The following is a 402-nucleotide window of genomic DNA, read 5'->3' as shown; positions in this document are numbered from 1 at the left end:
CCCCCGCCGGCCGCATCCCCGAGGCCGACCGGCTCCTGTGCCTTCCCTCACACGAACACCGCTTCACCGGCCTCGCCGAACGCACCGGGGCCATCGCGGACCACCACGAGGAGCGCCTGGACGAGATGTCGTCCCTCCTCCGCCACGAGGGCCGAGCGACCCTGTGGCAGGTGACCTCCGGCCTCACGTGGCGCCGCCCCTGGCGCGACATGCGCGTGCGCGCCCGGCACATGGCAGCGGCCGAGACCGTCGCCCACCTCCGCCTGCTCGAGGAACGCGGGCGTGCCACCCGCGCCGGCACCCCCGACCTCCCGTTGTGGGCCGCCGTCACCGACCACGCAGCCCCCGCATAAGATCCGGCCCCAGACCCCGGCCCGCCCTCCGCACCTGACCCAACTGCCG

1 pseudogene is annotated in these 402 nt (G+C 75.6%); it reads left to right on the top strand.

Annotated features, from left to right (window positions below):
* Positions 1–353 (top strand): annotated as a pseudogene (locus D474_RS0124360) (MBL fold metallo-hydrolase); the annotation flags it as partial.
* Positions 354–402: the final 49 nt, after the last annotated feature.

This window comes from Nocardiopsis salina YIM 90010 (assembly GCF_000341025.1).
Taxonomy (GTDB): domain Bacteria; phylum Actinomycetota; class Actinomycetes; order Streptosporangiales; family Streptosporangiaceae; genus Nocardiopsis; species Nocardiopsis salina.
This window is presented reverse-complemented; position numbering and strand designations above follow the sequence as displayed.